The organism is Shewanella goraebulensis, assembly GCF_030252245.1.
GTDB lineage: Bacteria > Pseudomonadota > Gammaproteobacteria > Enterobacterales > Shewanellaceae > Shewanella > Shewanella goraebulensis.
Window position 1 is genome coordinate 3525324 of sequence record NZ_CP126972.1, and the last position, 24032, is coordinate 3549355.

General features: G+C 41.8%; 20 protein-coding genes. 7 read left to right on the plus strand and 13 right to left on the minus strand.

Going from position 1 to position 24032, the window contains the following annotated elements:
* Positions 1–194: 194 nt before the first annotated feature.
* Positions 195–1658: a membrane-bound lytic murein transglycosylase MltF gene (mltF, locus tag QPX86_RS14945; protein WP_220753063.1), complete on the plus strand. Its 1464-nt coding sequence runs from the start codon at positions 195–197 to the stop codon at positions 1656–1658.
* 202 nt (positions 1659–1860) lie between these two features.
* On the opposite strand, the gene tadA is transcribed toward mltF, so the two are convergent.
* From tadA to guaB, 3 genes are all read right to left on the minus strand, one after another.
* A complete protein-coding gene (gene tadA, locus QPX86_RS14950) occupies positions 1861–2466 on the minus strand; it encodes a tRNA adenosine(34) deaminase TadA (RefSeq protein WP_220753064.1) in 606 nt (201 codons plus the stop codon).
* 166 nt (positions 2467–2632) lie between these two features.
* Positions 2633–4210 carry a glutamine-hydrolyzing GMP synthase gene (gene guaA / locus QPX86_RS14955; protein ID WP_220753065.1) on the minus strand — a complete coding sequence of 526 codons (1578 nt, stop codon included), beginning with the start codon at positions 4208–4210 and terminating at the stop codon, positions 2633–2635.
* A gap of 135 nt (positions 4211–4345) precedes the next feature.
* Positions 4346–5818, minus strand: a complete 1473-nt coding sequence (guaB, locus tag QPX86_RS14960; protein WP_220753066.1) for an IMP dehydrogenase — start codon at positions 5816–5818, stop codon at positions 4346–4348.
* 121 nt (positions 5819–5939) lie between these two features.
* On the opposite strand from guaB, the gene xseA reads away from it, so the two are divergent.
* Entirely contained in the window at positions 5940–7268 is a 1329-nt protein-coding gene (gene xseA, locus QPX86_RS14965) for an exodeoxyribonuclease VII large subunit (RefSeq protein WP_285163105.1), read from the plus strand.
* Between the two features lie 118 nt (positions 7269–7386).
* On the opposite strand, the gene QPX86_RS14970 is transcribed toward xseA, so the two are convergent.
* Complete coding sequence (locus tag QPX86_RS14970; protein ID WP_285163106.1) at positions 7387–8385, minus strand: choice-of-anchor H family protein; 999 nt, start codon at positions 8383–8385, stop codon at positions 7387–7389.
* A 267-nt stretch (positions 8386–8652) separates the two neighbouring features.
* Positions 8653–9207: a cytochrome b gene (locus QPX86_RS14975; RefSeq protein ID WP_285163107.1), complete on the minus strand. Its 555-nt coding sequence runs from the start codon at positions 9205–9207 to the stop codon at positions 8653–8655.
* Positions 9208–9540: 333 nt separating this feature from the next.
* Here QPX86_RS14975 and QPX86_RS14980 point away from each other — a divergent pair, with 333 nt between their 5' ends.
* From QPX86_RS14980 to QPX86_RS14995, 4 genes are all read left to right on the plus strand, one after another.
* Complete coding sequence (locus QPX86_RS14980) at positions 9541–9924, plus strand: PepSY domain-containing protein (protein ID WP_285163108.1); 384 nt, start codon at positions 9541–9543, stop codon at positions 9922–9924.
* Positions 9925–9926: 2 nt separating this feature from the next.
* A complete protein-coding gene (locus QPX86_RS14985; protein ID WP_220753070.1) occupies positions 9927–10601 on the plus strand; it encodes a response regulator transcription factor in 675 nt (224 codons plus the stop codon).
* 128 nt (positions 10602–10729) lie between these two features.
* Positions 10730–12055, plus strand: coding sequence for an ATP-binding protein (locus QPX86_RS14990; protein WP_285165178.1), 1326 nt, complete (start codon positions 10730–10732; stop codon positions 12053–12055).
* Positions 12056–12200: 145 nt separating this feature from the next.
* A complete protein-coding gene (locus tag QPX86_RS14995) occupies positions 12201–13565 on the plus strand; it encodes a DUF3300 domain-containing protein (protein ID WP_285163109.1) in 1365 nt (454 codons plus the stop codon).
* 146 nt (positions 13566–13711) lie between these two features.
* On the opposite strand, the gene der is transcribed toward QPX86_RS14995, so the two are convergent.
* The 8 genes from der to QPX86_RS15035 all read right to left on the minus strand — a co-directional run bounded on the left by der (position 13712) and on the right by QPX86_RS15035 (position 22662).
* Positions 13712–15178 carry a ribosome biogenesis GTPase Der gene (gene der / locus QPX86_RS15000; protein ID WP_220753073.1) on the minus strand — a complete coding sequence of 489 codons (1467 nt, stop codon included), beginning with the start codon at positions 15176–15178 and terminating at the stop codon, positions 13712–13714.
* 79 nt (positions 15179–15257) lie between these two features.
* Positions 15258–16445: an outer membrane protein assembly factor BamB gene (gene bamB, locus QPX86_RS15005; protein ID WP_220753074.1), complete on the minus strand. Its 1188-nt coding sequence runs from the start codon at positions 16443–16445 to the stop codon at positions 15258–15260.
* A 12-nt stretch (positions 16446–16457) separates the two neighbouring features.
* Positions 16458–17078: a tetratricopeptide repeat protein gene (locus QPX86_RS15010; protein WP_220753075.1), complete on the minus strand. Its 621-nt coding sequence runs from the start codon at positions 17076–17078 to the stop codon at positions 16458–16460.
* A 50-nt stretch (positions 17079–17128) separates the two neighbouring features.
* Complete coding sequence (hisS, locus tag QPX86_RS15015; protein ID WP_285163110.1) at positions 17129–18403, minus strand: histidine--tRNA ligase; 1275 nt, start codon at positions 18401–18403, stop codon at positions 17129–17131.
* A 152-nt stretch (positions 18404–18555) separates the two neighbouring features.
* Positions 18556–19671, minus strand: coding sequence for a flavodoxin-dependent (E)-4-hydroxy-3-methylbut-2-enyl-diphosphate synthase (gene ispG, locus QPX86_RS15020; protein ID WP_220753077.1), 1116 nt, complete (start codon positions 19669–19671; stop codon positions 18556–18558).
* A gap of 38 nt (positions 19672–19709) precedes the next feature.
* Positions 19710–20723: a RodZ domain-containing protein gene (locus QPX86_RS15025; RefSeq protein ID WP_220753078.1), complete on the minus strand. Its 1014-nt coding sequence runs from the start codon at positions 20721–20723 to the stop codon at positions 19710–19712.
* A complete protein-coding gene (gene pilW, locus QPX86_RS15030) occupies positions 20723–21505 on the minus strand; it encodes a type IV pilus biogenesis/stability protein PilW (RefSeq protein WP_220753079.1) in 783 nt (260 codons plus the stop codon). Before pilW ends, QPX86_RS15025 begins: the two co-directional genes overlap by 1 nt.
* 35 nt (positions 21506–21540) lie before the next feature.
* Positions 21541–22662 carry a bifunctional tRNA (adenosine(37)-C2)-methyltransferase TrmG/ribosomal RNA large subunit methyltransferase RlmN gene (locus tag QPX86_RS15035; protein ID WP_220753080.1) on the minus strand — a complete coding sequence of 374 codons (1122 nt, stop codon included), beginning with the start codon at positions 22660–22662 and terminating at the stop codon, positions 21541–21543.
* Between the two features lie 169 nt (positions 22663–22831).
* On the opposite strand from QPX86_RS15035, the gene QPX86_RS15040 reads away from it, so the two are divergent.
* Positions 22832–23995, plus strand: coding sequence for a CNNM domain-containing protein (locus tag QPX86_RS15040; RefSeq protein ID WP_220753081.1), 1164 nt, complete (start codon positions 22832–22834; stop codon positions 23993–23995).
* The last annotated feature ends 37 nt before the right edge of the window (positions 23996–24032 follow it).

The following is a 24032-nucleotide window of genomic DNA, read 5'->3' on the forward strand; positions in this document are numbered from 1 at the left end:
CCGTATAATTTAACAGCCAATGGCATTCGACTAGGTGAAATAGAAAACTACTGCTACAGTATCTTTATAGAGTTAGATTTTTAAATGAAGCTTTGAAGTACAAATAGGCGACAAGCGAGAGAATTCGTAACTATCAAGTGCGTAATAACGACCAATTACAGCCTCCTGCTTACTCACTTCATTTTTCGAGGGACATGACCAAACTAATAACGATAGCCTCAATTATTTCAATAAGCTTGTTACTTAGCGCTTGCCATCAAGCGAATATGAATGCAACAGAGTTTATTGAACATACGCCTAATCGTACCGTATTAAAGGTAGGGACGCTTTACGGCTCGCAAACCTACCTTAACTCTGATCAAGGTGAAAGTGGCTTTGACTATGAAATGGCGGCTAAGTTTGCCAAGTACCTCGATGTTCCATTAGAAATGGTTCCGTATCATAGTCGAGAGTTGTTGTTTGATGCTCTGCACATGAATGAAATTGATATTGTCGCTGCAGCAATTACAACGACCAATAATCGTCGCGAACAGTTCTTGCTCGGCCCTACCCTATATGAAGTCAATCAAGTACTAATTTACAAATCAGGTAATCTAAAGCCTCGCGACTTTAATAACCTTCAGGGCGACATTATGGTTATACCTGAATCAGCAGCCGTTGAGACCGTCATTAAACTGCAGCAAACCAATCCCAATTTATCTTGGCAGCAAATTTACGATAAAAATAACGAAGAATTGCTCTCTATGGTGGCATCAGGCGAAGTACTCTACACCATTGCCGACTCAAACAGCTTGCTTATTAACCAACGGTATTTACCCGAACTACGAGAAGGTATCGTACTTGATGAAAAAACCGAGGTAGTGTGGTTACTGCCACCGATTAATAGCGATCACTTGTTAAGCTCATTGTTATCTTTTTGGCATATACAAAAGCGAAATGGCACCTTAGAACATTTAAATGAAAAATATTTTGGCCATGTAAAACGCTTTGACTATGTTGATACCCGTGCCTTTATTCGAGCGATTGATAATGTACTGCCTGAATACCAAGCTTTATTTGAAAAATATGCTGGTGATTTAGATTGGCGTAAACTAGCTGCTGCTGGTTATCAAGAATCACATTGGAACCCTAAAGCTCGCTCCCCAACCGGCGTTCGCGGCATGATGATGCTCACCCAACCTACAGCAAGCTCTGTGGGTGTTGATAACCGTTTAGATGCTGAGCAAAGTATTCGCGGTGGGGCGATTTATCTGCAAAAAATGATAGACCGATTGCCTGATTCTATCCCTGATAGTCAGCGAATTTGGTTTGCCCTTGCCTCGTATAACATTGGTTTAGGACATGTAGAAGATGCCCGTAAAATTACCGAAGGTATGGGCAAAGATCCCAGTGCTTGGCGTGATGTTAAACAGGTTTTACCCTTATTACAGCAACGTAAATATTATCAGCACACACGCTACGGTTACGCCAGAGGTAGTGAGGCGGCCCATTATGTTGACAATATTCGCCGCTATTACGATACGTTAGTCTGGGTTGATAACCAGAATAAACAGCAAGATTTGCTAGAAGAAGTTGAAAGTGAACTTGATGATGCAACCAGTCTCAATGCAGAAATTATAGAAAGCTCTGAAGATATTACCAAGTCGTCAGCAAAATAAGGCACCATCGGTGAAGTAAGACTGCCATCGACGAAATAAAGCAGTCATGAACGCAATAAAACAGTCATCAAAACGGTTTATCATCAACCGTATATACATATCTTAAAGTAGGTGAATAATGAGAAAACCGAATATGAATAATAATGCTCGCCGTCGCAGTAGTATTAAATTGAAACAGCGTAGAATGCTAAACCGTCAAAAGCTATTCTTTGCCTTTTTGCAGCAACAAGTCTGATTGCTGCTTTAGCAGCTGTTTAAGTGCTTTTTTCTCATCACGGCGACGTTTAAAAAACTGACTCAATTGACTCGCACACTCTTCAGCTAAAACACCAGAATCCACTGCTAACTGGTGATTAAAGTGCGAGTCTTGCAATAAGTTAATCACACTGCCCGCCGCGCCCGTTTTTAAGTCCTTGGCTCCAAATACTACCCGCTCTATTCGGCTATGGATCATAGCGCCTGCGCACATTGGGCATGGCTCTAAGGTGACATACAAGGTTGCCCCAAGCATGCGGTAATTTTCTAACACTTTGCCAGCCGCTCTTATGCACTGCATTTCCGCATGGGCACTCGGGTCGTGCTCGGTAATACTTAAGTTAAAACCTGATGCAATCATTTGATCATCTTTAACTAAAACGGCACCAACAGGTACTTCGCCCAAGGCTTCAGCTTTCGTCGCCAACCCTATCGCCACACGCATCCACTTCTCATCTTGAGCAGCAAGAATTACTAGCTCCTCAGGTGTTAATGGTTTGGCCTGACTCGCTTGCTGTTTTTGGCTGATATGGGCTTTGTTTTCTAACGTCATTAGTATCTCTTAGGCTTAGCTATGTTTAACTTATTGCATTTAGCTTAATCATTAAATCTTATAGCAAATGGCAATGCATCAACTTCTTTAAATTATACGGCAAACAACAATAAATTTATCCCAATAAAAAAGGCGCCTAAGCGCCTTTTTTCAATCTAATCGGAGGTTATTCCCATTCGATTGTTGCAGGTGGCTTACCTGAAATATCATATACCACACGTGAAATACCGTCGATTTCGTTAATGATGCGGTTAGATACACGACCTAAGAAGTCATATGGTAAGTGTGCCCAATGTGCAGTCATGAAATCTATCGTTTCAACAGCGCGCAATGAAACAACCCAATCGTATTTACGACCATCGCCCATTACGCCAACTGAACGTACTGGTAGGAATACCGTAAATGCTTGGCTGACTTTGTGGTAAAGGTCAGCTTTATGCAGCTCTTCAATAAAGATAGCATCAGCTAAACGTAATAAGTCACAGTATTCTTTTTTCACTTCACCTAAAACACGCACACCTAAACCCGGTCCAGGGAAAGGATGACGGTATAGCATGTCGTATGGCAGGCCTAATTCTAAACCAATTTTACGGACTTCATCTTTAAACAATTCACGTAATGGCTCAACTAATCCCAGTTCCATATCATCTGGCAATCCGCCAACGTTATGGTGAGATTTAATCACATGCGCTTTACCTGTTGCACTACCAGCAGACTCAATCACATCAGGATAAATAGTTCCTTGAGCTAACCACTTAGCATTAACGCATTTCTTTGATTCTTCATCGAAGATATCAACGAATACATGGCCAATGATTTTACGCTTAGCTTCAGGGTCAGCTTCGCCAGCCATTGCGTCTAGGAAACGGTTTTCTGCATCAACGTGAACAATGTTAAGTCCGAAGTGATCGCCAAACATATCCATCACTTGCTCAGCTTCATTCAAACGTAATAAGCCATTATCAACGAATACACACGTTAGCTTGTCACCAATAGCGCGGTGAAGCAGCATAGCCACTACCGATGAATCAACGCCACCTGATAAGCCTAAAATAACTTCGTCATCACCAATTTGCTTTTTCAGACGCTCAATTGCATCTTCAATGATTGATGAAGGTTTCCAGTTGGCATCACAACCACAGATATCAAGGGCGAAATGCTCAAGCATACGCTTACCTTGGCGTGTGTGTGTCACTTCAGGGTGGAATTGTACACCGTAGAATTTTTTGTCTTCATTTGCCATGGCAGCAAAAGGACAAGTTTCGGTTTTAGCGACAGTAACAAAACCTTCTGGAATTTCTGATACCTTGTCACCGTGGCTCATCCATACGTCAAGTAATGGCTTGCCTTCAGCGCTGATAGCATCTTCAATGCTTTTGAATAATGCTGATTCAGTTTGCACTTCAACTTGTGCATAACCAAACTCACCTTCACCCACACCTTGAATAACTTTACCGCCTAATTGCTCAGACATGGTTTGCATGCCGTAACAAATACCCAGTACTGGTATGCCTGCATTAAATACGTATTCAGAAGCGCGAGGCGAATTGTCAGCGGTCACACTTTCAGGGCCACCTGCTAATATGATGCCGTTAGGAGCAAATTCTTTAATTTGCTCTTCAGATACATCCCAAGCCCAAAGCTCACAATAAACACCGATTTCACGAATACGGCGGGCGATTAACTGCGTGTATTGCGATCCAAAGTCTAGGATCAGGATTTTATGCTCATGAATGTTGCTCATGGGATACCTTATATCTGGTTTTGCTTAGAGTAGGTGTACTTCAATCTGCATACCTTAAGCGCTTTATAAATAAATGCGTTAATTACATTATGCAGATTGAAAAAAGGCGACAATCACATTGCCGCCTTTATTTAATTAAGAACCGCTACGGTAATTCGGCGCTTCTTTACTGATAGTTACATCATGGACATGAGACTCACCCATACCTGCCGATGTAATTTTCACGAATTCAGCTTTTTCATTTAATTCTTTAATGGTTGCACAACCAGTAAGACCCATACATGAACGTAAACCGCCCATATGTTGGTGAATGATTTCTTTCAACTTACCTTTGTAAGCAACGCGACCTTCTATACCTTCAGGTACTAATTTGTCAGCAGCGTTATCGCTTTGGAAGTAACGGTCAGATGAACCTTGAGTTTGGGTCATTGCACCTAAAGAACCCATACCGCGGTATGACTTGTATGCACGGCCGTTGTATAACTCAGTTTCGCCCGGCGCTTCTTCAGTACCTGCAAACATTGAGCCTGCCATGATACATGATGCGCCAGCCGCTAATGCTTTAGCTAAATCACCAGAGAATCGAATGCCACCATCTGCAATCACTGGAATATCTAAATGCTTAATTGCTTCTGCAGCATCTGATACGGCTGTAATTTGCGGAACACCAACACCCGTTACGATACGAGTAGTACAAATTGACCCAGGGCCAATACCGACTTTAACTGCATCAACGCCCGCTTCAACTAAGGCTAAAGCACCTTCAGCTGTTGCTACGTTACCGCCAACAATTTGTAAATCAGGGAATGCAGCACGCGTATCACGAATACGTTGTAAAACGCCTTCTGAATGGCCGTGTGAAGAGTCAATTAGCAATACATCGACACCGGCTTTAACCAATGCTTCAACACGTTCTTCGTTGCCAGCACCAGCACCTACAGCAGCACCTACACGTAAGCGACCTAACTCGTCTTTACATGCATTGGGTTTACGTTCTGCTTTTTGGAAATCTTTAACTGTGATTAAGCCTTTTAGCTTGAAGTTGTCATCAACCACTAATACTTTTTCAACACGATGTGAATGCATTAAGGTTTGAACTTCATCTAACTTAGTCCCTTCAAGAACAGTAACTAGACGATCTTTCGGCGTCATCACTTGCTCAACGGTACGGCTCCAATCAGTGATAAAGCGAACATCACGGCCAGTGATGATACCGACAAGCTCATTCGCATCGTTAATCACTGGATAACCAGCAAATCCATTGCGTTCAGTTAATTGCTTAAGTTCAGCTAGCGTAGTGCTTGGTGTCACTGTCACAGGTTGTTGAACGATACCAGCTTCGTAAATCTTAACTTTACGTACTTCTTCAGCTTGTTGTTCAATCGTCATGTTTTTATGAATAAAACCTAAACCACCTTCTTGCGCCATCGCGATTGCTAAACGAGCTTCAGTTACGGTATCCATAGCTGCAGACACGATAGGTGTGTTTAATTCAATTTTTTTAGTCAGACGAGTTTTTAGAACAGCGGTATTTGGGAGGACGGTTGAGTGAGCAGGCACTAGTAGTACATCATCAAATGTTAGTGCGTCATTTCTTAATCTTAACATGCAACATCTCCCAGAAAGTGTAGGGTTTAGAAAGGGTAAATATTGCGGCGGGATTATACCTTGCATATTTAGGTTGGTAAATGGAAAATAGTGAAAAAATACTCTTGGTCGGTTGAATTTGATGAAAAGCTCGAAAAATAATGTTTACACCGTTTCCCAATTAAACGGTGAAGTCCGCCAGCTGCTTGAAGGTGAGCTAGGAAAGGTGTGGCTTGAGGCCGAAATCTCGAACTTTGTTTCCCCAAATTCAGGTCATTGGTATATGACATTAAAAGATAGTCGCTCACAAATTCGTTGTGCGATGTTCAAAGGTCGTAATCAAACTGTTCCTTTCACACCAGTTAATGGCCAACAAGTATTAGTTAAAGGCTCCATCAGTGTTTACGAACCCCGTGGTGATTATCAATTATTGCTTGAGTCAATGTTGCCAGCTGGTGATGGATTGCTAGCACAGCAATATGAAGCACTTAAACTAAAATTGGCGGCCGAAGGCTTATTTGCAACAGAAACTAAGCGCCCATTGCCACAAAATATTCAACGAATTGGTGTTATTACCTCTGCCACTGGTGCTGCCGTTCGTGATGTAGTTAAAGTACTTTCTACTCGCGACCCATCAATAGAAGTGGTGATTTACCCAACCCAAGTACAAGGCGCGACTGCAGCGAAACAAATCATTAATGCAATTACCACGGCCAACAGACGTTTAGAGGTCGATATATTATTGCTTACCCGAGGTGGCGGCTCATTAGAAGATTTATGGTGCTTTAACGATGAAGACCTAGCGCATGCTATTTATAATAGCGCCCTCCCCGTGGTCAGCGCTGTGGGCCATGAAATTGATACGACAATCAGTGATTATGTAGCAGATGTGCGCGCACCAACTCCGTCAGCAGGTGCTGAATTGTTATCGGACGATAAGGGCAATAAAACCCAAAAACTCAACCTGATGTTTTCACGGTTACGACAATCAATGCGCCATTACTTATTACACCAAAGCACGCAACTGACTGAACTAAGCCACCAGTTGCAACGTGAAGATCCTAAAAGGCAGCTACAACAACTTGAGCAGCGCTTTGATGAAATGCAGTTAAAGCTTGAATCTGCCCTGCGTCATAAGCTTGCTAATGCAAGATTAGCTCAGCAACAACTTAAGAGCCGACTGCAACAGCGCTCACCCGCTCATAAGTTAACCTTAGAGCAAAACAAAGTGGGTTATCTCACAAGTCGCTTAAAAGATGCCATGAAAGCAAGACTAGCCAGTGCCAATCAGCAAGTCAGTTACAGTGCGCATCAACTAGAAACCGTTAGCCCATTAGCTACATTAAGCCGTGGTTACAGTATTACCCGTGATGGTAAAGGCAAGATTTTGAATAGTGCTGAGCAAGTTAACACTGGCGACACACTGACCACGACCCTGAATCAAGGTAAGATTAAGTCAGTTGTTCAGTAGAGCAATGATGCAATAGCTTTATAATGCATCAGCTCAATTGCGCATAAAAAGATAAGTCATCCTGCTCATGTCGGGATGACTTTTGTTTTTAGGCTCGTCTAAAAACTTAACGTTTAATTTATGCTTTAAGACGATAAAGCCTCATCATCAATAGCATCAACAAAGCTGTTAATGACAAACTACCGCCACTGACAATCACTTCAGACTCGATTACTTCAACATATTCTTGTTCGTACACTTCATCTCTGTCACTGCTTTCCAATGGCAAGGCATATAAACCATCAGATTCATTGGCACTTAATGTCGCCACAATGTCTTCATAACCTAGCTCATATAAATCAATCAACACATCGTAATAATCGGTTTTATAGCCTTGAGCTAAGGTTGTGAGTACCTCGTAATCATCGTCTGTAGCATCTCCATAAATAGTAAATACTTCAGTGGAATAATAATGTTCCCATGGCCCACCATTACGACTTAAATAAAGCTCTGCATAAACATTGGCTGGTTCACCTTGCGTAAAACCGTAGACATCTGCATCAAAGGTCACGCTAAAAGTTTGGTAAAAACCATCTTCATCAAAATCATCGAATATACGGCTATAGGCATCATAAATATCAAAATCACGATAACCAATAATAGATTGCTGCTGGACATGATTAGATAAAGGGTTAGATTCTTGATTTAATCCAAGATTAGTGTCAGTCACGTTCCCTGACACTTTGGCCTTTTCAGCGGCTGCTTTTGCAATAGCATTAGCATCATTAACACTTCGTTGAGCTACCGCTGACAATATTCCCGCTTTACGCTCTGACATGATTTGCTCACGAGTAGCCCGCACAGCTATAGATTTACCTTGGGCGATATCACTTTTACGCTTTGCCCTTTCTTCAGCCACTAACAATTTTAATGATTGTTGCTGCTTTGCGGTCAAAGCTGGATTATCTTCAACAGCAAGCGCTACGTTATTCACTTGCCGTCCTTCACTCACCACAATGATATTTGGGTTAAACGTATTCTGTGCTGTTACGGGTAAACTGAGTGTCAGCATCCATACGCATCCAATAACTGCCGCCATCTGATTGAACCATTTTTGCTTATTAGTTTGAATATCCATCATTATTCCCTCTCATTCAGAGTCAGCACCAAAATCAATTAAATTAACCCATGGTGTGCGAATGTTATTTAACAGCCCTTATATAAGTTCCCTTATTTAAGAACACTTAAAATGAATGCAAGATGAACACTGTAAGCAGAAAGCGATAACTCAGAACGAATTACCTTACTTTCAATGGGACATAGAAGGGGAAATATTGAAGAGATTTATCACATAAAAAAGGAGCTTAAAGCTCCTTTTTTATAAACAATCACACTAGTGAGCATGTCAACCTTTAAGCATGCGCTTCAAGGTATTATCTTTATCAATAATATGATGCTTTAGCGCACCTACCACATGTAAAAATACCGATGCGATAATGACATATCCAGCCCAATGATGAACGCTATGAAAAAATGAAGCGATCTGCGGATAATGTGCCAGTGCTTTTTGAGGGTTAGCAGGGTCAACATTGCGCGCAACAATTTCAAGCCCGAAAACATCAACACCATTACCGCCTAATGAAGACATTAAAAAGCCAGAAATAGGCAACAATAAGGTCCCTAAAATTAATAGCCAGTGTACAAGTTTACTCAAACTATGTTCTATTTGGGTGTAATTACCTGCAGGAGATGGCCAACCATTTTTGATACGCCACAGCACGCGTAGCAGCACCACAAAAAAGATGATAAAGCCAAATGATTTATGCCAAGAATACAGGCTATAGGTTTTGGTTTCTGCCATAAATACGCCAATGGCAAGCAGAGAAATCATGCCAACACCGACAATCCAGTGTAGCATTCGAGTGATAGGGCTCAAAGTCGTAGAGGTGTCGAGTTGCATTTCATTTTCTCCGTGTAAATTTATTCAAATGCTCAACTGTATTTCAACTAGCGCCGCATTTTGAAACAACAAAATAATCACCCTGTAAACTTAAAGGTTACCGCCTAGTACTACAACTCAATTGACATAACTTTGCACATTTAAGTTGTTCATTTTCATCTGTATCCTCCAATAAAGCTTTTGCCATTCATCTTCTATTCATTTAACGCCCTCCATAATTTACATCGTCACTCGAGCTAAGCGATTTTCAGCTATGCAGATGTTTCTATATTGAAAGGGATCTTTTACACTGAGAACTGATTTTAAAGATGTATATTGATGTGGACGCCGCGAATGAGCAGATTAATCAACAAATTAGGCATTACCCTGTTATCTTTCATGTTGTTTTCAATGACAACATGGTCAGTTCAGGCTGCCCCATTGTCGGTGATAGGCAATATGAGTAGCGCTATGTCCATGTCATCTCCAGTGAACCTTAAACACCCAGGCTTTAATAACAAATCAAAGGGTGGCCCAGGTAAGTCTCAACCTTTAGTCATTAAAAGTTCTTCACAGGCGGCTCAACTCGCCAAGCGACAATATTCTGCAAAAGTGCTATCAGTTCAATCAACAAAAGTAGGCGGCTCGCCAGGCTACAGAGTCAAATTGCTTTCTAATAAAGGCATGGTGTTTTACGCCACCGTGAATGCACGTACTGGTTCAGTTTCGAGGAATTAACCATGAGAATATTGTTAGTTGAAGATGATTTAGGCTTACAAAGAAACCTAAGTGAGCATTTACAAGCTGCTAATTACAGTGTCGATATATCATCGGATGGCGAAGATGGCCTGTTTCAAGCTACAGAATATCAATATGATGCGGCTATTATTGACGTGGGGTTGCCTAAAATCGATGGCTTAAGCTTGATAACCCAATTACGTAATAAACAAATTGATTACCCTATTTTGATTTTAACCGCCCGAGATGGCTGGCAAGATAAAGTATTGGGCTTAGATTCTGGCGCGGATGATTATTTAACTAAACCGTTTCAACCAGAAGAACTGGTTGCCCGTTTAAATGCCCTAATTAGACGTTCAGCAGGACAAGCTAGTCCTATTGTGGCTAACGGGCCATTTAGCCTTAACACCCGTACCCTTGAATTGAAGCACTTACAAAATCCAATAATCCTTAGCAGCTCTGAATTTAAGCTATTTGAATACTTCATGCTACACCAAGGCGAGGTGATTTCTAAACCCACCTTAATTGAGCATATTTACGATCAAGACTTTGATTTAGACTCTAATGTGATAGAAGTGTTTATTCGTCGCTTACGAAAAAAGCTCGATCCCGATGGCGATTATAAATTGATAGAAACCTTACGCGGTCAGGGTTATCGTTTGCGACAGTTAAGTTAACTCTCATGATAAAGCTTGCTGCTATAAGTAAGTTAACCAGTGGGCTGAGTTCACTCAAAGCGCGGTGGTCTAACGCCCCTAAAAAAGCCTTTTTATCTGGTGGCGTAAACTCACTCAAGTTTCGGTTAATGCTTAGCGGTTTATTACTAATTTTAGTATTACTCCCGCTGATTGGCGTGACCGTTAATAGCGCGTTCCAACATCAAATTACTCAATCGATAAACAATCAATTGCGAGCTTATGTTTATTCAGTACTTGCTGTCGCCGAGGTTAAAGACGATCAAGTCGTCATGCCTAATTATCTGATAGAAAATCAGTTTAATGTCATTGGCTCAGGATTATATGCGCTGATCACCTCAGACAATCAACTGCTTTGGCATTCCGAATCTTTTTTTGGTTTAAACCTGCCAACAACTAGCTCAACAGCCTTAGCACTCCCCAGCCCGCAGATGGGACAAGGAGCCCTGACACAAGTTAGCTTTGACGATTTAGCTGGCAATGGCGATAACAACCACGTGGTTTATAGCTTTAGTGTTAGTTTTGAAACCAATCAAAAGCCACTGGCAATCACAGTTCACATTGTTAAAGATGACGCCGACTACCAACAACAAATTAGTGAGTTTAATACCACCTTATGGACTTGGCTGATTGTTTTAATGTTGGTACTGGCACTCGTACAAGGGATTTGGCTATTTTGGACGTTAAAACCATTAAATCAATTTACCAAAGAACTTGCACTGGTTGATAAGGGTCAGCAAACTCGGTTAAAACAGGATTACCCCAACGAATTAAATGCGGTGGCTAATCAACTCAATATATTACTCAACACAGAGCAGCAACAAAGGCTTCGTTACCGAAATGCACTCGCTGATTTAGCTCATAGTTTAAAAACACCCTTAGCGGTTCTGCAAAGCCAAACTGATTTAAGTGATGAGTCAAAAGAGCAAGCCACCAATATTAATAACATCATTAGCTATCAACTAAACAAAGCGAAATCCAGCGCTAATCAAGCTTGGCATATAGGTATCAGCATTGATGATGTGGCCAGTAAACTCATTAGAACCTTAGCAAAAATTTATCAGCAATCTTATGTGGATATTGATTATCGAGCTGAGCCAAAGCTAATGTTTAAAGGTGAAGAAGCAGATTTACACGAGATGCTTGGCAATTTATTGGATAACGCCTGTAAGGCTGCAAAATCCCAAGTGTGTTTATCTGTTGAACAAACCGATGCAGTATTACGTTTTATCATTGAAGATGACGGTGACGGACTCACTGAACAACAACGCCAAAATGTATTCGAACGTGGTATTCGCGCTGACACTTATCACCAAGGTCATGGTATTGGTTTGGCTATCGTTCAAGACTTAGTGAAAACCTATCAAGGTGAGCTGACAGTTTCGCAATCAGAGCAATTTGGCGGCGCTAAATTCATCTTAACCTTTGCCAGTTAGCTTACTCTATAAACTTGGGAGCATTATTAGTATTTACCTTAAATAACTCTCCTTGCACTATACGCTTTCATCCTACGTTCATTTTCACTTGGTTATGCTATCTCTAACATTCGTAAAGTACCGATGTTTGGTATCTGGAGATAAAATGATCCGATTATCTATCCCCACAAAATTGATTAAAGCTGGGCTTATTACTCTTTGTCTACTGTCACCAACAGCTGCGTTGGCTGTTGGAAGTAATGCTATTGGAAGTAACAGTGACGCGCAATATGAGCAAACTCAGCCTTCAGAGGCGCAGCTAGCACAGATGTTAGCGCCTATTGCCCTGTACCCAGATAGCTTGCTTACTCATATATTAATTGCTGCGACTTACCCACTTGAGATTGTTCAAGCCCGTCGTTGGGAGCAACAACATAATAGTTTGAGCAGCGAACAAAAAATGCAGCAGGCTGAACTTGAATCTTGGGACCCTAGTGTAACGGCACTGGTGGCTTTTCCGACCGTACTTGAAAAGTTAAATGAAGATTTAAACTGGACTCAAGAATTAGGTGAAGCTTTCTTACTAGATGAAGCAATGGTGCTTGCCAGTATTCAGATACTTAGACAACAAGCGGACGAAGCCGATAGCTTTAATGAAATGGATAACATGACTGTTACCCGTGTTGAAAAACAAATCATTATTGAGCCAGCACAGCCTGAAGTTATTTATGTGCCAGTGTACGATCCGCGAGTGGTTTACGGTCATTGGCGCTGGCATGCTTATCCGCCTGTTTATTGGCATTACCCGGCATACGCATATTATCGCCCGCACCGTCCAATATACTGGGGGCCTAGCGTATACATTAACTTTAACTACTTCTTTGGCGCTGTGCATTGGTCACATCATCGCGTCGTGGTAGTTAACCACCGTAATACTCGTTATTACCGTAAACCCCATAAAATTGCTTACAGCACTGGTTCACAACGTTGGAAACATAAACCTGCTCATCGACGCGGCGTTGCTTACAAAGCGCCAAAAGTGAGTCATCGTTATGACAAAAAACGTTATAACAGCGCCAGCATTGCTCATAAACCAGCACATAAAGCGGCTCATAAGTCTTCACATAAACCTGCACTAAAGCCGGTTAATAGTAAGCATAAAACGAACTACGCAAAACAGACGCAACAAAGTCGCGTAAACAAGGCATTAAAGGATAATAAGAGGAATACTGTAAGTCATAACAAAAGTGTTAAAAACAAGTCGGTCAACCAAACGGCGAAGGTGAATCACAACCGTTCTAATAACTCGAGCAATTACAAGTCGCCAAGTTATAGTAATTCGCAGCATAAGCAATCAAGCCAACGGGCTTCAACACAGCGTTCTTCGACACAAAGAGCGACAACTCAAAGGTCGTCGAATCAAAGAGCAACAACACAGAGGTCAACTGCACAATCAAAAAGTCATAATCGCTCTTCGAGTAAGAGTCATTCAAGCCATCGTTCATCTGCGCCTCAACAAAAGGCTAGATAACTAAAGTGATTGATTAACTCAATGATGAACTAGCGAAGCTGCTGGTTAGTTTATAAATTGATTAGCTTAGCGATTGATAAGCATAAAAAAAGCCTGAATTTTTCAATTCAGGCTTTTTTATTATCTTAATAAACGCTGTCAGAAGGTTACTTCTTACGGCTATTGATATGGCTCATAGCGCGTTTACGACGACGCTCTTGGCTAATCGTCAGTTTCTCAGTACGGCCTTGGAACGGGTTCGCACCTTCTTGGAAACGAATTTGAATTGGCGTGCCAATCACTTTTAACGAACGACGGAAATAGTTCATCATGTAGCGCTTGTATGAATCAGGTAACTTACTTACCTGATTACCATGCACAACAACGATTGGTGGATTGTAACCACCAGCATGGGCATATTTAAGCTTAACGCGGCGGCCATGAACCAATGGAGGCTGATGATCGTCTTGTGACATTTGCATAATACGAGTCAGCATTGAAGTGCTTACGCGGCGCGTCGCACTGTCATATGCTTCTTCAATAGATTCGTATAAATGACCAACACCTGTACCATGCAATGCTGAGATAAAGTGAATGCGGGCAAAATCAATAAAGCCTAGGCGACGATCAAGTTCGCTTTTAACGCCTTCTTTAAATGACTGGTCTAAACCATCCCATTTGTTCACCGCAATCACGATTGCACGTCCCGCGTTTAATGCAAAGCCTAATAAACCTAAATCTTGTTCAGAGATACCATCTTGTGCATCGATAACCAGTAAAACAACATTGGCATCTTCAACAGCTTTAAGGGTTTTAATGACCGAGAATTTCTCGATAGTTTCATGTACTTTACTGCGGCGACGAACACCCGCAGTATCAATCAATACATATTCACGATCTTCGCGCGTCATTGGAATATAAATACTGTCACGAGTCGTACCTGGCGCATCATAAACCACCACACGTTCTTCACCTAGAATACGGTTAGTCAGTGTTGATTTACCTACGTTTGGTTTACCGATGATAGCTAATTTAATTGGTAAGTTTTGCAGACGCTCTTGTTCTGCTTCCGCTTCTTCTTCGGTGTACTCGCGTACTTCTTCGCCTTCTTCATCGGAATCTTGGCGAGTAATACCCATTGCTTCAGCATAAGGTGCTAAAGAATATTCAATCATATTGGTCACGCCGCGGCCTTGCGCAGCTGCCATTTGGTAGACTTCACCTAAACCCAGCGACCAAAACTCAGCACAAGCTGAATCAGCGTCAATACCATCTACTTTGTTGGCAACAACAAAGGTAGTTTTATCACGGCTACGTAAATGCTCTGAAATCGCAAGATCAGCAGAAGTTAAGCCAGCACGTGCATCAGTTAAGAATAATACGACATCAGCTTCTTCAATCGCAGCAAGCGACTGTTCAGCCATTTTTGTTTCGATCCCTTCTTCAGTGCCGTCGATACCACCAGTATCAACCACAATAAATTCGTAACCAGATAAAAACGCACGACCGTATTTACGGTCACGTGTTAAACCAGGAAAATCGGCGACAAGCGCATCTCTTGTGCGAGTAAGACGGTTAAATAAAGTTGACTTACCAACATTAGGTCGCCCCACAAGGGCCACTACAGGGATCATGATTTTGCCTCTAAAAACTTTTAAATAAAAAGCCCCCGGAACACACTTCCAGGGGCTCTAATAAGGTTTACTGGTTAATTTATGGCAGGATTACAGTAGCTAGCTTCCCGCTGCGACCTTGCACATAAATTTTGTCTCCAGCCACAACCGGCTGCGAGAATAAACCATCACTATCAACCTCAACTCGACCAGCGACTTCGCCAGTGTTGCGATCGATAAAGTGTAGATAACCTTCAAAGTCACCTACCACAATATAAGAACCAATGACTGCAGGAGAAGTTAAACCACGGTTTGTTAACGTAGTATTACTCCAAAGTTCCAAACCATTACGTCTATCTACTGAGTAAATACGACTATGGTCATCAACGACATAAAGTCCAACACCTGCTGCGGCTAATTCATTAAAGCTTGAGTACTTACGTGTCCAAACAACACGACCCGTTCTTAGCTCCATTGACACCAAGTTACCATTGTAACTTACCGCGTATAAATTATCGCCCAAAATTAACGGTGTCATGTCCACATCGGCCATTCGAGTAAACTCGTTACCGCCAGTTGGGCTAAATACGGCTTGTTCCCAAGCCACTTGACCGTTGTTTTTAACGATAACTGATATTTTACCATCAGCTGTACCTAGGAAGAAACCACCTGAATCATATGCCGCGGAACCTGTACCTCGAAGAGTCAAGTTTGGCAGTTGCATTTCGTGGGTCCACAACTTGCTGCCATCTTCAATTGAAAATGACTCAAAGTTACCATCACTGGTATGCACAGCTACAGAATCTTCAGAAACAGTTGGTGGCGACAACAGCTCGCCACTGGCAATAGCATGCCAAGCAACATCACCTGTTTTTGCATCAAGTGCAACAAGCAAGCCTGATTCACCGCCAATAAAGACTTTATTACGGCTAACTGTTACGCCAGCGGCAATACGTGCTTCTTTGGTTTTAGCCAGCGCAGTATCTTTAAATTCTGACGCTAAGTCTTTACGCCAAGCGACCTTACTTGTTTCTTGATCGTAAGCAACAACAGTACCGTTACGGTCAGCGACATAGACATGACCATAAAAAACGGCTGGTTTAAGTTGTGAGTAATAGTCGCCCACACCATTGCCTACACTGACGCTCCAATCGACTTCAGGAAATACAGTTGCTTGAATTTCAGTAAGTTCTGTTACAACTTCTTCTTCAGTATCGCTCGAAGAACAAGCAGATAGCAACGCGACACTTAAGCCCGCTGCTAGCAAGGTTTTGCATAAAGACTTCATTCGGCTAATTCCTTATGCCTTGTTTAAATTGTCTAGCTTCATTTGTAGTGCAGGACTTGATAACGAGCCGCCATTGTCTACAGCTGCTTGGTATGCAGTTCTTGCCTTGTCCATGTCGCCTTGACGCACTAGGAAGTCGCCTTTTAATTCGTCACGTTGTGCATTAAATGCTTCATCGCTAACTTGGTCTAAAGTTGCTAACGCTGTGCCTAAATTACCTTGCTCAGCTTGAACTCGAGATAAACGAATCGTCGCTAAAGAGCTAAGTGCTGCACCTGGGTTAGCTGCGATGATTTTAGTGAAAGCCGCTTCTGCTTTATCTAAATCACCTGCATCTACTGCAGCTTTTGCAGACATAAGCTCAAGCAATGCTTGATAACCTTGTTGATCATGTTGCTGACCAAAATCGCTAACTGCAGCCATAACAGCTGTGCTGTCTGCGCTATTAGCGGCAATGCTTTGAAACGCTTCTGAAGCTGCTTCAGCATTTTCTATTTTTACGTCAGAATAATAATTCCAACCGTATAATCCACCTAGACCAACTACCGCACCTACAATGATAGAGCTGCCGTAATCTTTCCAGAACTGCTTAATAGCATCTACTTGTTGTTCTTCTGTGCTATAAATATCCACGCGCACTTCCCCTTTCTATTCAGTTCTGTTTATTAGCTAATAAGCCAATATTAAAATAATGATTTAATCGTGGTCGCCAAATCGTCTCGGGCAACCAAAAGTTGTTCGTTCTTATTTCTCAGAGGCTTAACTGCAACCTGTTGGTTTGCGATTTCGTTCTCACCAATGATTAATGCATACTCAGCGCCGCTTTTATCAGCACGTTTCATCTGCTTTTTAAAGTTACCGCCACCACAATGACTCATGACTTTAAGCTGTGGCAGGCTTTGACGCAACTCTTGAGCAATTTTAATTGCTTCAACTAAACAGTTTTCGCCCATTGCTGTGACATAAACATCAACAACGGGAGCAACGTCTTTGTTCAGTTCAAGGGTTTCAAGCAATAACACAATACGCTCAAGGCCCATTGCAAAACCCACTGCTGGAGTATCTTTCCCCCCAAGCTGACCAACTAATCCGTCATAACGACCGCCAGCTAATACTGTGCCTTGCGAACCTAAACTGTCTGTAACCCATTCGAAAACAGTGCGGTTATAGTAATCTAAACCGCGAACAAGACGAGGATTAACTGTGTATTGGATGCCAACAGCGTCTAAGAGTTCACATAAGGTTGAAAAATGTGTTTTTGACTCTTCACCTAAGTACTCCATTAATGCTGGCGCATCGGCCAGTAATGCTTGAACTTGTGGTGATTTAGAATCTAATACGCGCAGTGGGTTTGAGTACATGCGGCGCTGTGAATCTTCGTCAAGCTGCTCTTTATGCTGCTCAAGAAATGCAATCAATGCATCACGGTATGCTGCTCGTTCAGCTGGATCGCCCAATGTATTAAGCTCTAACTTAACGTGTTCGGTAATACCGAAAGATTCCCAAAGGCGCGCTGATAACATTAATACTTCAGCATCAATGTCTGCACTTGGAATACCATAAACTTCAACACCAAACTGGTGGAATTGACGGTAGCGACCTTTTTGCGGACGTTCATGGCGGAACATTGGTCCCATGTACCATAAACGCTGCTCTTGGTTATACAGCAAGCCATGCTCGTTACCCGCACGAACAGTAGAAGCAGTGCCTTCTGGACGTAAGGTTAAGCTGTCTTCATTGCGATCGGCAAAGGTATACATTTCTTTTTCAACGATATCGGTAACTTCACCAATAGAACGTTTGAAAAGATCGGTTGATTCAACGATCGGAGTACGGATTTCGCTATAGCCATATGCACTAACAGTAGAACGGATAACCGCTTCTACTTTTTGCCATATTGGGCTTTGCGTTGGCAGAATGTCATTCATTCCGCGAATTGCTTGGATCTGTTTAGCCACGTTTTGCCTACTTGAGTTAACTTGCCTTGGTTCAACATTAATCGATTTGTTCGATTTAAAATCGATGACCGAGGGCTTAAATTAATCTACATGCCTTACACAAAAATACACCTACCATCGCTGGTAAGGTGTATTTATTATCTAAAACAAACTTATTCTGTTGCGTCTTTAATATCGATTCTATTTTGCATTATCGCTGCTTTTGCACGAATTTTTGCTTCTAATGAATCCACTAAATCATTGTTATCAAAACGCTCTTTTTGACGTTTGCCGTCATCATAATAACCACTTTTACCATGGCTACCCGTTAAACCAATATCTGAAACTAGCGCTTCGCCCGGGCCATTAACCACACAACCAATGATCGAAACATCCATCGCGGTGGTAATATCTTCTAGGCGCATTTCAAGTGCGTTAACAGTGTTAATCACATCAAACTCTTGGCGTGAACATGATGGACAAGCAATAAAGTTAATACCGCGACTGCGAATACGCAGTGACTTTAAAATGTCAAAGCCGACTTTAATTTCTTCAACTGGATCGGCTGCAAGTGAAATACGTAACGTATCACCTATACCTTCAGCCAGTAACATCCCTAACCCGACAGCTGATTTAACAGAGCCAGCTCTAGCACCACCTGCTTCAGTAATTCCTAGGTGCAGCGGTTGTTTAATTTGTTTGGCCAATAAACGGTAAGACTCAACCGCTAAGAATACGTCCGATGCTTTAACGCTCACTTTAAACTGATCAAAGTTAAGACGATCTAAAATATCCACATGACGCATGGCTGACTCAAGCAAAGCTTCTGGTGTTGGCTCATGGTATTTATCCATGAGGTCTTTCTCTAAAGAGCCGCCATTCACCCCAATACGGATTGGAATATTTTTATCACGAGCGCATTCAACGACATTGCGAATACGTTCTTCGTTGCCGATATTACCTGGATTAATCCGTAAACAATCTACGCCGTACTCAGCCACTTTTAGTGCGATACGGTAATCAAAGTGAATATCAGCCACCAATGGCACATTGACACTTTGTTTAATTATCTTAAATGCTTCAGCAGCATCCATCGTCGGTACAGAAACACGCACAATATCCGCGCCCACTTTCTCAAGTGCACGAATTTGTGCCACTGTTGCTTCTACATCAGTCGTTTTAGTGTTCGTCATTGATTGAACCGCTATCGGGGCACCATCACCGATAGGTACATCGCCAACATAAATACGACTTGAAGGACGGCGAATAATAGGAGATTCGTTATACATAATCTATTGCTCTACTGCTTACTTAGTTACAGCTAACATTACACTCTTGGTAAGGTTAACCTAGCCACACGGCCTTCTGAGAAGTCAGCTAAACTGACATCTTCACCATTAAATTGAATTTTGACGACTTGCGGCGCACCTAAAATAAGTTTAAATGGCGCAACACCTTTAGCTTCTACCACTCGACTAGAACCTTTAACGCCATCAACTAAAGTTTTGCCAGTTGCATCAACCACGTTAACCCAACAGTCAGCGGTAAAACTCATCGATATGGCATCATTAGCTGCTAATGGCTCTACTGTACTTTGTGCAATTTCAGTGTTTACTACATCAGTAGTAACGGCTGAGTTAGTCACTAATGCACTGGCAGACTGCAGTGTTTCAATCGCAGGTTCTGCGCTTTGCGTTGCGTCATTAGCCAAGTCCGTTACAGTTTGTGCATCAGCACTTGCTGCCGACGTAGTCTCTACAGGCATTTGTGATGGTTCTATATAGGCCATATTAGGATCAATTTCTGGCTCTAACAAATCTTCTGTTTGACTGACAACAGGTACATTGGCGGCAGCAACTTCTTCAGCAGTCGGTTTTGATAAATCAATTCCGCTGAGTAAAGAATCCTTTTGCACCCACCAAACAACTAACAAGGCTAACAAAGCTAAAATGATCAGGTAAGTTACTATCGTTAAACGGCTATCACGAGCATCACGAGTCGTTTTACGAGAAAAACTTTGCATTGCAGCAGTTTCATCAGGCAGTTGTTGAGCTAAGCATTGTTGGAGCGCTTCGACATCAGCTTCTACATATTTTGCATAGTTTTTAGCGTAGCCTCGGGCATAAGTTGCCGACGAGATATTATCAAAAATATCGTTTTCAATATCTTCAATGACGCTTGGACGTAAGTGTAACTGTGTTGCAACGGCTTCAATCGATAAGCCTTTTGCTTCACGTGCTGTACGTAACAGCATGCCAGCAGTTGATACTTCTTCAAGTAACTCAGTTTGGTCCGTATCATTCTCGTCTAATCGGGACGTTTCATTGTTATTGTTTGTCATTAATGCAAAGTAGCCCTATATTCTTTCGCTTGCTCAGAGGCTGGATATTTGGCGATTAAAGTAATGCCATAGCGTTTAACCGCTTCATCATCCGCCAGCTCGCGCGATATTTTAATTCCTAAAGCTAAACTTTCAGGCGTTTGCTGCGCCACTCGATGAAAACGCTGTAGATTTGATTTAGCCGTATCGTAATCATTTTCTGCGATAGCTAAATCGATCAATTCCATCAATGTGGACTGTCTTCTTGGATCGTAACGTAATGCACTTTCAAAATACTCTTTAGCCTTTTCAGGCTCGCCATTCGAGAGACTACACACACCTAAGTTTTCATAGCTTGAAGCCGTACGGGTGTATTCTTTAGCGTTAATCGCATTTTTAAACATGACTTCAGCTTGGCTGTATTTCTCTTGTTGACATAAAAACACGCCAAAATTATTCATCGCATCACCAGTAGCATCACTGGTGTTTATGGCTTTGCGATAAGATTCTTCAGCACGTTCAACATCATCAACAGTTTGATAGTAATAAGCCATAGCAGTATGCACAGCACTTAACTGAGGGGCATACTCGACTGCACGATTCAAATTAAACTTTGCCTGCTCCATGTTGCCACGATTCAAGTAGGTCAAACCCAGCTGCATTCGCTCTTTTGCAGCTGAAGTTTTATCCAGTGTCCTTTCAGAAACTGGAATATCCGTACCACTATACGTTCTTTCGGTAACACAACCCACTAAAGGTAATGATATGGCAACAATAATTAAAAGTTTCGGCAATCCGTGCATACTTCTTACGCCTATTAATCTATACAAACAAACAGTTAATCCATTGTGACCGAAATAGCATTGTCTTGCATGCGTTTTTTCGCTAATCGTTTAGTTCGATCACGAATATCACCCGCTAATTGACCACACGCAGCATCAATGTCATCACCACGGGTTTTACGCACAATCACGGTTAACCCATATTCCATTAATACTTTCGAGAAACGGTCAATTCTAGAATTAGAAGAGCGACCATATGGAGAACCAGGATAAGGATTAAAAGGAATTAAGTTAATTTTACATGGAGTTTCTTTCATCAACTTAGCAAGCTCATGTGCTTGGTCTGTGCTGTCGTTGATATGATCAAGCATGACATATTCTACGGTCACGCGGCCACGGTTAGCATTAGATTTAGCTAAGTAACGACGGATACCGGCAAGAAATTCTTGTAATGGATATTTTTTATTAACTGGCACTAATACATCACGTAGCTCATCGTTCGGCGCATGAATACTTACCGCAAGAGCGACATCTAATGCATCGCCTAGCTTATCAAGCGCTGGTACAACACCTGAGGTTGATAATGTCACGCGACGTTTTGATAAACTGAAACCAAAGTCATCTAGCATAATATCCATTGCAGGAATCACATTAGCTAAGTTAAGTAGCGGCTCACCCATTCCCATCATCACAACATTAGTGATTGGACGGTCACCTGTGTCTTTTTGGAAACCTAAAAATTGTGATACTCGCCAAATTTGGCCAACTATTTCAGATACCGTTAAGTTACGGTTGAAGCCTTGCTGGGCTGTAGAGCAGAAAGTACATTCCAATGCACAGCCAACTTGAGATGATACGCACAAGGTCGCGCGGTCTTCTTCTGGGATGTAAACGGTTTCAACTTCTTGGCCTTGGCCTACATTAATCGCGAACTTAATCGTGCCATCTTCAGACTTTTGGAAGTTTGAGATTTCTGGCGCAACCACTTCACACTTACGTGCTAATTTAGCTCGCAATGCTTTGTTAATGTTGTTCATTTCTTCGAAGTCGCTAACACCAAAGTGATAAAGCCATTTCATCAATTGATCGGCTCTGAATGGTTTTTCGCCCATTTCGGTGAATAACGCTCTCATTGCCTTACGATCAAGATCCAATAAATTGATCTTTTTCTCACTCATGTTGTCTAACCTCAAAAAACCTAAAACCTGCTAGCGGGCGGCGAATTATACAGATCCTTACAAAATTTGGCCAGTGAACTCGCATTAAAGCTTTGATACTTTCGTTACTATTGCTAAAATTTATGTGGACTAATATTGGTCTGCCATACGGAGGTGTAATTCCACCTTTATGATAACTCTTATCATTATAGTATTTATCGCTATTACAATCTCATTTCTTTGTAGTGTGTTTGAAGCGGTACTACTATCTGTTACCCCTAGTTATATTGCCAATTTGGCAAAAACTAATCCTAAAGCTGCTGAGCGGCTTGATAAACAGAAACAAAATGTGGAATCACCACTGGTTTCTATTTTGACATTAAACACCATAGCCCATACCGTTGGTGCGGCTGTTGCAGGTGCACAAGCTGCAAAAGTTTTTGGTGATGAAATGCTCGGAGTATTCTCTGGTGTGCTTACCTTCTTAATTTTATTCTTTTCTGAAATCATCCCTAAAACATTAGGTGCAAATTACTGGCGTTCACTAGCAGCACCTGTGTCATTGATTTTAGTTTGGATGGAAAGGCTCACTAAGCCGCTAATTTGGATGTCATCTCAAGTGACCAAATTAATGGGCAAAGGTGACGAAGGCCAATATATTCGCCAAGAAATGAGTGCCATGGCTGAAATAGGCCTACGTTCAGGCGAGCTAGACAAGCAAGAGTCAGCGATTTTAACCCAAATGCTGTCAGTTAAAGAGATGCCAGTTTCTGCAATCATGACCCCAAGAACGGTTATGTTTAAGCTGCCATTACATTTATCTCAGGGCGAGTTTGTACAACAATATTTGGCCAAGCCTTTTACTCGAATTCCGGTTTATGAAAACGACCCAGATAACATCATTGGCTATGTTAACCGTAACAACATCATTCAAGCAGAACGCTATACGCCAAAGGAATCTATCGGGGTCTTGAAAAAAAACCTGTTAGTGATCCCTGAAACTGCAAAGATATTACCGATATTCGAATTAATGATTAAGCGCAATACTAAGATTGCCATGATTGTTGATGAGTATGGGTCTGGCGAGGGTATTGTTACTTTAGAAGACATTGTCGAATCTTTACTTGGATTAGAAATTGTCGACTCAAACGATCCTGTTACCGATATGCAGCAGTTGGCTCGCAAGTTATGGAGCACACGCATGAAACATAAAGGTATAGTATTGTCAGATGATGGTGAATTCTCTAAGCGAGAAGACATGAATAATGAGGAGCGCTTAAATGACAAACCCAAGCTCCAAATTACCAACACACAAGCAGCATCAAAACCTGTAAGTGATACGTCAATAGACTGAACAGCATATTGAAGTAAAGTAACCATCAAATAAAAGG

Excerpts from the sequence above, each read along its gene's own strand:
- mltF (WP_220753063.1), top strand. The coding sequence starts at position 195 with ATGACCAAACTAATAACGATAGCCTCAATTATTTCAATAAGCTTGTTA.
- tadA (WP_220753064.1), bottom strand. The coding sequence starts at position 2,466 with ATGACGTTAGAAAACAAAGCCCATATCAGCCAAAAACAGCAAGCGAGT.
- guaA (WP_220753065.1), bottom strand. The coding sequence starts at position 4,210 with ATGAGCAACATTCATGAGCATAAAATCCTGATCCTAGACTTTGGATCG.
- guaB (WP_220753066.1), bottom strand. The coding sequence starts at position 5,818 with ATGTTAAGATTAAGAAATGACGCACTAACATTTGATGATGTACTACTA.
- xseA (WP_285163105.1), top strand. The coding sequence starts at position 5,940 with ATGAAAAGCTCGAAAAATAATGTTTACACCGTTTCCCAATTAAACGGT.
- QPX86_RS14970 (WP_285163106.1), bottom strand. The coding sequence starts at position 8,385 with ATGGATATTCAAACTAATAAGCAAAAATGGTTCAATCAGATGGCGGCA.
- QPX86_RS14975 (WP_285163107.1), bottom strand. The coding sequence starts at position 9,207 with ATGCAACTCGACACCTCTACGACTTTGAGCCCTATCACTCGAATGCTA.
- QPX86_RS14980 (WP_285163108.1), top strand. The coding sequence starts at position 9,541 with ATGAGCAGATTAATCAACAAATTAGGCATTACCCTGTTATCTTTCATG.
- QPX86_RS14985 (WP_220753070.1), top strand. The coding sequence starts at position 9,927 with ATGAGAATATTGTTAGTTGAAGATGATTTAGGCTTACAAAGAAACCTA.
- QPX86_RS14990 (WP_285165178.1), top strand. The coding sequence starts at position 10,730 with ATGCTTAGCGGTTTATTACTAATTTTAGTATTACTCCCGCTGATTGGC.
- QPX86_RS14995 (WP_285163109.1), top strand. The coding sequence starts at position 12,201 with ATGATCCGATTATCTATCCCCACAAAATTGATTAAAGCTGGGCTTATT.
- der (WP_220753073.1), bottom strand. The coding sequence starts at position 15,178 with ATGATCCCTGTAGTGGCCCTTGTGGGGCGACCTAATGTTGGTAAGTCA.
- bamB (WP_220753074.1), bottom strand. The coding sequence starts at position 16,445 with ATGAAGTCTTTATGCAAAACCTTGCTAGCAGCGGGCTTAAGTGTCGCG.
- ispG (WP_220753077.1), bottom strand. The coding sequence starts at position 19,671 with ATGTATAACGAATCTCCTATTATTCGCCGTCCTTCAAGTCGTATTTAT.
- QPX86_RS15025 (WP_220753078.1), bottom strand. The coding sequence starts at position 20,723 with ATGACAAACAATAACAATGAAACGTCCCGATTAGACGAGAATGATACG.
- pilW (WP_220753079.1), bottom strand. The coding sequence starts at position 21,505 with ATGCACGGATTGCCGAAACTTTTAATTATTGTTGCCATATCATTACCT.
- QPX86_RS15035 (WP_220753080.1), bottom strand. The coding sequence starts at position 22,662 with ATGAGTGAGAAAAAGATCAATTTATTGGATCTTGATCGTAAGGCAATG.
- QPX86_RS15040 (WP_220753081.1), top strand. The coding sequence starts at position 22,832 with ATGATAACTCTTATCATTATAGTATTTATCGCTATTACAATCTCATTT.